At 72.4% G+C, this 7902-nt stretch carries 6 protein-coding genes; 3 read left to right on the top strand and 3 right to left on the bottom strand.

Features of this window, described 5'->3' with window-relative positions; translation table 11 throughout:
- The coding region (locus ND747_RS19015) for an NAD-dependent epimerase/dehydratase family protein (protein ID WP_251735091.1) at window positions 1-1041 on the bottom strand (1041 nt) is incomplete at its 3' end.
- 224 nt (window positions 1042-1265) lie between these two features.
- Between ND747_RS19015 and ND747_RS19010 the strand changes: the two genes are divergently transcribed.
- Window positions 1266-2477 carry a zinc-dependent alcohol dehydrogenase gene (locus ND747_RS19010; RefSeq protein WP_251735089.1) on the top strand — a complete coding sequence of 404 codons (1212 nt, stop codon included), beginning with the start codon at window positions 1266-1268 and terminating at the stop codon, window positions 2475-2477.
- A 159-nt stretch (window positions 2478-2636) separates the two neighbouring features.
- Here ND747_RS19010 and ND747_RS19005 read toward each other — a convergent pair whose 3' ends face one another.
- Both ND747_RS19005 and ND747_RS19000 read right to left on the bottom strand, forming a co-directional pair.
- Window positions 2637-3542, bottom strand: coding sequence for a non-heme iron oxygenase ferredoxin subunit (locus tag ND747_RS19005; RefSeq protein ID WP_251735087.1), 906 nt, complete (start codon window positions 3540-3542; stop codon window positions 2637-2639).
- A 40-nt stretch (window positions 3543-3582) separates the two neighbouring features.
- The gene (locus ND747_RS19000; protein WP_251735085.1) at window positions 3583-5370 is read right to left on the bottom strand and encodes a thiamine pyrophosphate-requiring protein; all 1788 of its coding nucleotides are present in this window, start codon (window positions 5368-5370) and stop codon (window positions 3583-3585) included.
- A gap of 469 nt (window positions 5371-5839) precedes the next feature.
- Here ND747_RS19000 and ND747_RS18995 point away from each other — a divergent pair, with 469 nt between their 5' ends.
- Window positions 5840-6427, top strand: a complete 588-nt coding sequence (locus ND747_RS18995) for a DUF4333 domain-containing protein (protein WP_251735083.1) — start codon at window positions 5840-5842, stop codon at window positions 6425-6427.
- Window positions 6428-6520: 93 nt separating this feature from the next.
- The gene (locus ND747_RS18990) at window positions 6521-7651 is read left to right on the top strand and encodes a VCBS repeat-containing protein (RefSeq protein WP_251735081.1); all 1131 of its coding nucleotides are present in this window, start codon (window positions 6521-6523) and stop codon (window positions 7649-7651) included.
- Window positions 7652-7902 lie beyond the last annotated feature (251 nt).

Raw genomic sequence — 7902 nt, 5'->3', positions numbered from 1 at the left:
CAGGACGGGCGTCGCGCGGCCGGCGCCCGCCGCGGCGCCGGCCAGCCAGGCGCGCAGGACCGAGCCGGCGTCATGCTCCGGCCGCCAGCGGAGCTGGTCTCGGGCCCGGCCGGTATCCATCAGCGGGACCCCCAGAGCCAGGTCGATCCACCCCTCGTCGATCGGGACCAGCCGGGCCCGGTAGCCGAGCCAGACCAGCCCGCGCACGAGCTTCGCGGGCAGCCGAACCGGCCGTCCACCGATCATTGCGGGTAGGGAACGCGGATCCACCACCGGGGTCGTGGCCACGTTGAAGGGACCGCGCACGTCCGCTCGGACCGCGGCGGCGAACGCGGTCGCGGCATCCTCGGTGTGCACCACCTGGAACTCCAGGCCGCGCACGGCGGGAGCCAGCGGTAGCCGCCCACGTCTGCGTCCGCGCAGCAGCGCGCCAAGCGTGCGGCGAGGCAGCAGCGGTCCGACGAAGTAGCGGGTCTGGGCGGCGGCGGTCGTACCGGAGAGCACGATGCCGGGCCGGATCCGCACCACCCGACAGGCCGGAAAGGTCAGCTCGAACCGGTCGAGCAGACGCTCCACCTCCGCCTTGTGCCGGCTGTACGCGGACGTCGGGATGCCGGTCGTCGGCCAGTCCTCCGCGCGCAGAAGGCCCCCCTTCGAACCGTCGACGTCCACCGGCGCGGCCGCGTAGGTGCCGACCGACGAGGCGTAGACGAGCGCGGGCACGGCAGCGGCCCGGACCGCCTCGAGGACGCGGGCGCTGCCGTCCACGTTCGTCGCCCGCATCAGGTCCCGGCGGCGGCTCGGCTGGATCAGCCAGGCCACGTGGACCACCGCCGAGCAGCCGAGGAAGGCCTCGGTCAGCGGCGCGGCGGCGTCCGGATCGGCGATGTCGATCGAGGTCCAGCGCACGCGGGCGTCGACCGGATCGGTGGGCAGCCGCCGCGCGATCCCGACCACCTCCTCGACGGACGAATCCGCCAGCAGGGTGTGCAGCAGGGCGTAACCGATGTTTCCGGTGGCTCCGACGATCGCGACACGCATGCCGCGGGCCTTCCCGGTCCGCCCCGGTTAACTCCCGCCGGCAGATGTCGGACGTCTCCTGGGTGGCGACCCGGCGAGGGGGTAACCCAGGTGCGAGTTCGCCACGCCGGGCAGGAGGCGGGTCGCCCCCGACGGCGCCCGGCTCGAGCCGGCGAGCAGATCGGCGACAGCCCGAAGCGGGACACCGGGACAGCGGGACAGCGGTCCGGAAAGGATGGAGACCCATGAAGGCGTTGACCTGGCAGGGACGGCGGGACGTCCGGGTGGAGGAGGTTCCCGATCCCCAGGTGACGGAGCCCACGGATGCAGTCATCCGCGTGACGTCCAGCGCGATCTGCGGCTCTGACCTGCATCTGTACGAGGTGCTCGGGATGTTCCTGCGGCCGGGGGACATTCTGGGTCACGAGCCGATGGGCGTGGTCGAGGAGGTCGGCTCCGAGGTGAGCGGACTACGCCCCGGGGACCGTGTGGTGGTGCCGTTCAACATCTCGTGCGGCAGCTGCTGGATGTGCGACCGAAGCCTGTTCGCGCAATGCGAGACCACGCAGGTGCGGGCCGCGGGCAAGGGCGCCGCGCTGTTCGGCTACACCGCCCTGTACGGCGCGGTTCCCGGTGGGCAGGCGGAGTACCTGCGCGTGCCGCAGGCCCAGTTCGGGCCGCTGAAGGTGCCGTCGGGGCCGCCGGACGAGCGGTTTCTCTACCTTTCCGACATCCTGCCGACCGCCTGGCAGGCCATCGCCTACGCCGACGTCCCCGACGGCGGGACGGTCGCCGTGCTCGGGCTCGGGCCGGTGGGCCAGATGTGCGTCCGGGTTGCCCGGCACGTGGGCGTCGGCGGGGTTCGGGCGGATGCACCTCGGGACATCCGGGTGATCGGGGTCGACCGGGTCTCGACCCGCCTGCGGCTGGCCGCGGCGTTCGGTGCCGAGGTCGTCGATCTGGGCGAGGTCGACGATGTCGCCGCCCGGCTCGTCGACCTCACCGGCGGGCGTGGGCCGGACGCGGTGGTGGACGCGGTCGGCATGGAGGCGCATGGCGCGCCGCTGGGAAAGGCCGCGCAGGCGGCGGTCGGTCGGCTGCCGGACCTGCTCGCCCGGCCGCTGACCGAGCGGTTCGGGGTGGACCGGCTGACGGCGTTGCACACGGCGATCCGGGCGGTGCGCCGCGGCGGGACGGTGTCGCTGTCCGGCGTGTACGGCGGCGAGCTGGACCCGATGCCGATGATGGACCTGTTCGACAAGGGGGTGCAGCTGCGGATGGGCCAGGCGCACGTGCGCCGGTGGACCGACCAGATCCTTCCGCTGTTGACCGACGACGACGTGCTCGGAGTCGAGAGGTTCGCGACCCACCGCCTTCCGCTCGCCGAGGCGCCGCACGGCTACGAGATCTTCCAGAAGAAGCAGGACGACTGCGTCAAGGTCGTGCTGAATCCCTGACTGCTCCCGCTGTCCTGGTCGACCTCGACGGCACACTGGTCGACACCGACCACGCCCCTGTGCTGGCCACCTCCGCACCCGCCGCGGCCGACGCCCCTGGCTGAGAACACCGCCAGAAGTACACCGGGCGCGGCGGGTGGCCGCAGCGGAGTCCCGGAATCAGTGCCGGCCGGCGAGCGCGCGGGCGGGCTGCGGGCCGACGGGGTTGGTGCGCAGCGCGCGGACCTCCGTACGGCGGATCTCGACCCGCCCGTCGACCTCGCGCACCTCGTACACCGGCTGCGGTCGGCTCGCCGGACCCTGGAGGGGCGCCCCGGAGATCAGGTCGAACCGGCTCGCATGCCACGGGCAGACCACACAGTCGCCGTCGCGCTCGCCGTCGGCCAGCGGACCGCCCCGGTGGGTGCACCGGTTGTCGATCGCGACGACCCGGCCGTCGACCCTGGTCAGCAGCACTGACACCGCGCCGACGTCAACCTGGTGCAGCGCCGTCGTGACCTCGCTGGCGGCAAGCACGTCCGTCCACTCGGCGGGGCCGTGCTGGAACGCGGTCGTGTCGACACCGACGCCGAGTGCGTAGGCGAGGTGGCCGCCCAGCCAGCCGCCGAGGCCGAGGGCGGCGGCCCCGGTCAGCCCCGCGGCCAACCCGGTCCCGCCGCGCCGGCGCTGCCACCACGAGGTCGCATAGCTGGCGATACCGACGACGTTGGAGGCCGCGTGCACCAGCCCGACCCGGCGTTCGGCGTCCTCGGTGTCGAGCCAGTCCGACCAGCCGGCGACCGCCGCGGGGGCGGCGCTGAGCAGGCCGATCCCGATGAGCCGGCGCGCTGCCGGGCGCAGGTCCGGATCGCGGGTGAGGTCGAGCGCGGTCGCGCCCAGCAGTGTTCCCGCCGGGACGAGGACGGCCGCGGGGTGCAGCGGGTGTCCGATCCGCCGTCCGCTGAGGAGATCACGAAGCCGAGGTGACCTCAGCACCGTCGACCAGAACGCGCTGACGCGTTCGGCCACCGGATCCAGGGCGGGCTCGCGTTCGAGCCGGTCGAGTATCTGTTCGGATGCGCGCATGTGGACTCCTTTGTGCGGACCTCGGCTGGCGTGGCCGTGGTCAGCCGCGGTGTGGCAGTAGTTCCTGGGCTTTGGCGCGCAGGCCGGCCGACACGACGCCCCAGCGGTTCTCGTCGCCCTTGAGCAGCGCCGCGGCGGTGGCCCTGGCCTGCTCGAAGGTCGCGTGCGGCGGGATGGGCGGGAAGTCCGGGTCGGTGCGGACGTCGAGCACGACCGGCCGGTCGGCGGCAAGCGCCGCGTCCCAGGCCGGGCCGATTTGCCCCGGCTCGTCGACGGCGATGGCCGTCAGGCCGATGGATGCGGCGAAGGCCGCGTAGTTCACCTCGGGCAGGCTCTGCGACTGGGCGAACTTCGGCGCGCCCTGCATCGCCCGCATCTCCCAGGTGACCTGGTTGAGGTCGTTGTTGTGCAGCACGGCGACGACCAGTCGGGGATCGGCCCACTCCCGCCAGTACCGTGCGATGGTGATGAGCTCCGCGAGGCCGTTCATCTGCATGGCGCCGTCGCCCTCGAACACCACCACGGGCCGGTCGGGGTGGGCGAACTTCGCCCCGATGCCGTAGGGCACCGCCGGTCCCATGGAGGCGAGCGTGCCCGACAGCGAGCCGCGCATGTTCCCGTGGAAGCGCAGGTCGCGGGCATACCAGTTGGCGGCCGAGCCGGAGTCGGCGGCGAGGATCGCGTTGTCGGGCAGTCGGGTCGACGCCTCCCAGAACAGCAGCATCGGGTTGATCGGTTTCCCGTCGACCCGGGCCTCCCGTTCGACCGTCTCCCACCAGCGGGCGACGTTGGTCTCCACCGTCTCCCGCCAGGAGCGATCCTGCTTGCGGGTGAGCAGCGGGATCAGCGCGCGCAGCGTCGCGGCGGCGTCGCCGGCCAGGTTGATCTCGTACGGGTAGCGCAGGCCGAGATAGCGGGCGTCGACGTCGATCTGGACGGCCCGGGCCTGGTCCAGCTCGGGCAGGAACTGGCTGTACGGAAAGTTCGAGCCGACGGTCAGCAGGGTGTCGCAGTCGCGCATCAGCTCGTAGCTGGGCCGGGTGCCGAGCAGCCCGATCGCGCCGGTGACGAACGGCAGGTCGTCGGGGAGCACGTCCTTGCCCAGCAGCGCCTTGGCGACGCCGGCGCCGAGCAGGTCCGCCACCTCGACCAGCTCACCGCGCGCACCGCGGGCGCCCTGGCCGGCCAGGATCGCGACCTTCGTCCCCGCGTTCAGCAGGTCCGCCGCCGCCCGTACGCCGACGTCGTCCGGCGAGACGGCAGGCCAGTGGGTGCCGAGGCTGGAGGGCACCATCTTGAAGTCGTGCGTCGGCGGAGAGTAGTCCAGCTCCTGCACGTCGGCAGGGATGATCACGCAGGTGGGCGCACGTTCGGCGAGCGCGATCCGGATCGCCCGGTCCAGCACGTTCGGCAGCTGCTCGGGGACGGTCACCATCTGCACATAGGCGCTGGCGACATCCTTGAACAGGCTCAGCAGGTCGACCTCCTGCTGGTAGGAGCCACCCATCGCGGACCGGTTCGTCTGACCCACCAGGGCGACCACCGGCACATGGTCGAGCTTCGCGTCGTACAGGCCGTTGAGCAGGTGGATCGCCCCCGGACCGGACGTCGCCGCGCACACGCCCACCCGCCCGGCGAACTTCGCGTAGCCGACCGCGGCGAACGCGGCCATCTCCTCGTGGCGAGCCTGGACGAACCGCGGACTGTCGTCCGCACGGCCCCACGCGGCGAGCAGACCGTTGATCCCGTCGCCCGGATAGCCGAACACGTACTCGACGCCCCACTCGCGCAGGCGGGCGAGGATCTCGTCACCGACCGTCTGTCCCATGACTCCTCTTCCCGGTGAACTCGACCTGCCCGGTGAACTCGTCACGTCGAGCTCGGCGTCGCGGCCCGGGACCACGCGCCGGCGCGAGGGACCTACCCCCCTGCCGGCCTCGAAACCGGCGACGGGAGTGGACGTCCAGCCACGGGTCAGCCGCTCTGCTCGGCCTGGGAGACAACGATCCCCCTGACGCCGGTCAACCCGCTGTCGACACGCCCCTCGGTGTGCCAGACCCCGCGAGGGCGGTGGTCCCGGTTACGTCACCGACCTGTCCGGTGCGTTCACAGCGAGTGCTCGATACCGCCTGACCTGGGCCGTTACTTCTTTCCGCCGGGTGTTCGTGTGTAGATTTGCCTGCGGCTGGTCGATGTCACCGGTTTCTTCTGATGTGGATACTCCGGTCCCGGATGGTCCTTGACCGTCTGGTCCGGACAGGCACCATCCGGGTGTGCCCGGCCTTGGGGGATGGGGGATGGCCATGCGGTTCACGATCGCTGCGAGTGCTTCTGGGCGTCTGGTCGACGACGGGTCGGAAAACCCGGCGTCGGGCAGCCAGCGACGGCACTCGGCGGGTTCGGCCCGGCGATGCGGTGGGACGGTGGTCGCGGCGGCGGCACTCGTCGCGTTCGGGTTCGGGATGTCCGGCTGCTCGGATTCGGACGGCGACACCGCGACTCCGGCCGCGAGCAGGTCAGCGCCCGAGGTGCCCGCGACGATCGCCGCCACGGCGACGATCGCGGCGGACGTGACGCCGACGCCGAGCGCCACACCGCAACCAGCGACGCAAAGCGCCACGCCGGAGCCGACGCCGACGGCCTCGAGCGGCCCGATCACGGTGGCCAAGGCGGACATCGAGGCCGCCCTGGCCAGAGATCTGCAGGCGCAGACCGGGGAGCAGTTCTCGGTCACATGCCCCGGCGACCTGGTGGCGGTGGCCGGCACCCGGACGGTCTGCACAACGGTCGTGCCCACGGGCGAGGTGTACAACGTCACGATGACGGTGACCTCGGTTGCCGGCGGACGCCTCAACTACTCCATGGAGGCCCGCCCGGCCAGCTGACACCGCGGCGAACCTCGGCGTGCCGGGCTGGGCTCCCGAGGCCGAGGGTGTCGCTGCCGCCCTCCCCGGCATCGCCGGGCCACCATGAGGCCCGTGCCACGACCCCTGCGTCTGCTCTTGGTGGCGGCGCTGCCGTTGCCCGGGATCATTGCCATGGCCGCCATGGCCCAGGCCGCCACACCGCGTGGGTCGACCGACTACCTCACCGGCCCCGGCCCGGTCGCCCTCGTCATCGACGACCTGACCGGGGACGGCCACGCCGACCTGGCCGTCACCAACACCGGCAACAACACGCTGTCGGTCCTACTGGGCAACGGCAACGGCACCTTCCGACCGCCGCTCACCCATCTCACCGGATCCGGTCCGGCCGGGGTGCGGGCGGCGGATTTCGACGGGGACGGCCACCTGGACCTCGCCGTGACGAACCGGTACGACAACACGGTCATGGTGCTGCTGGGCCATGGCGACGGAACCTTCCGGCCCCCGGTGCCGTACCTCACCGGGAGCGGGCCGGGCGGCCTGCGGGCCGTGGATGTCAGCGGGGACGGCATCGTCGATCTGGCCACCGCCAACAGCTTCGACGGCACGATCTCGGTGCTGCTGGGCAACGGGGACGGAACCTTCCAGCTCCCGATGTCGTATCCCAGCGGGCCGAGCCCGTCCTCGCTGGGGGCGGACGACTTCACCGGGGACGGCGTCGCCGACCTGGCCGTCGCGAACACCGGCAACGGCACGGTCTCGGTGTTCGCGAGCGACGGCGACGGCAGCCTGCGCGGTCCGCAGGTCTACCTCACCGGGCCCGGCCCGTCCGGGGTGACGGTGGGGAAGGAGAACGGGGACGACGCCAACGACCTGATCGTCACCAATGCCGGAAACGCCACGGTGTCGGTCCTGCTGGGCAACGGGGACGGCACCTTCCAGCCGCCGCGCACCTACTTCTCCGGCCCAGGAGCCTCCGGGGTGGAGACCGGCGAGCTCAACGGCGACGGAGACCGCGACGTGGTCGTCACCAACCAGGGAAACGAAACCGTGTCCATCCTGCTCGGCGACGGCCAGGGCGGGCTCGGGCCGCCGAAGGTCTATCCCGTTGGTCCGGGCCCGTCCGCGGTGAAGACCGGGGACTTTCGGGGCGATGGGGACGATCGTGACGACGTGGTCGTCGCGAACGGCCGCGGCAGCACCGTGTCGGTCCTGCTGAACAGCAGTGGCGACTGCCGCCCCTGAGCCCAGCGTTCCTCGTGGCGTCACCGCCGGGCGTGCTCGACGGCCAGATCCCAGGACAGCGGCACCGAGTGCCAGCGGCACCGAGGTTCAGCGCCGCGGTGTCGATGCCACGCTGGCCCCGAGACCGACGCCGTTCGGCCCGGCGCTGGCGGCGACACCCGCGCCCGGTACGGCGGCGCCGAGACTCGCGCTGCCCGACCCCACCTGGGCGCCCGCTCCGGTGCTCGGCGCGGTGGCACCGACGCCGAGGC

The organism is Frankia sp. R82 (genome assembly GCF_023716925.1).
Classification (GTDB): domain Bacteria; phylum Actinomycetota; class Actinomycetes; order Frankiales; family Frankiaceae; genus Frankia.
The sequence above is the reverse complement of the archived record's forward strand: the minus strand, read 5'-3'. Positions and strand labels throughout refer to the sequence as shown.

Bases quoted from the DNA above. Each gene is read 5' to 3' on its own strand.
- ND747_RS19005 (WP_251735087.1), bottom strand. From the start codon at position 3,542: ATGCGCGCATCCGAACAGATACTCGACCGGCTCGAACGCGAGCCCGCC.
- ND747_RS19010 (WP_251735089.1), top strand. From the start codon at position 1,266: ATGAAGGCGTTGACCTGGCAGGGACGGCGGGACGTCCGGGTGGAGGAG.
- ND747_RS19000 (WP_251735085.1), bottom strand. From the start codon at position 5,370: ATGGGACAGACGGTCGGTGACGAGATCCTCGCCCGCCTGCGCGAGTGG.
- ND747_RS18995 (WP_251735083.1), top strand. From the start codon at position 5,840: ATGGCCATGCGGTTCACGATCGCTGCGAGTGCTTCTGGGCGTCTGGTC.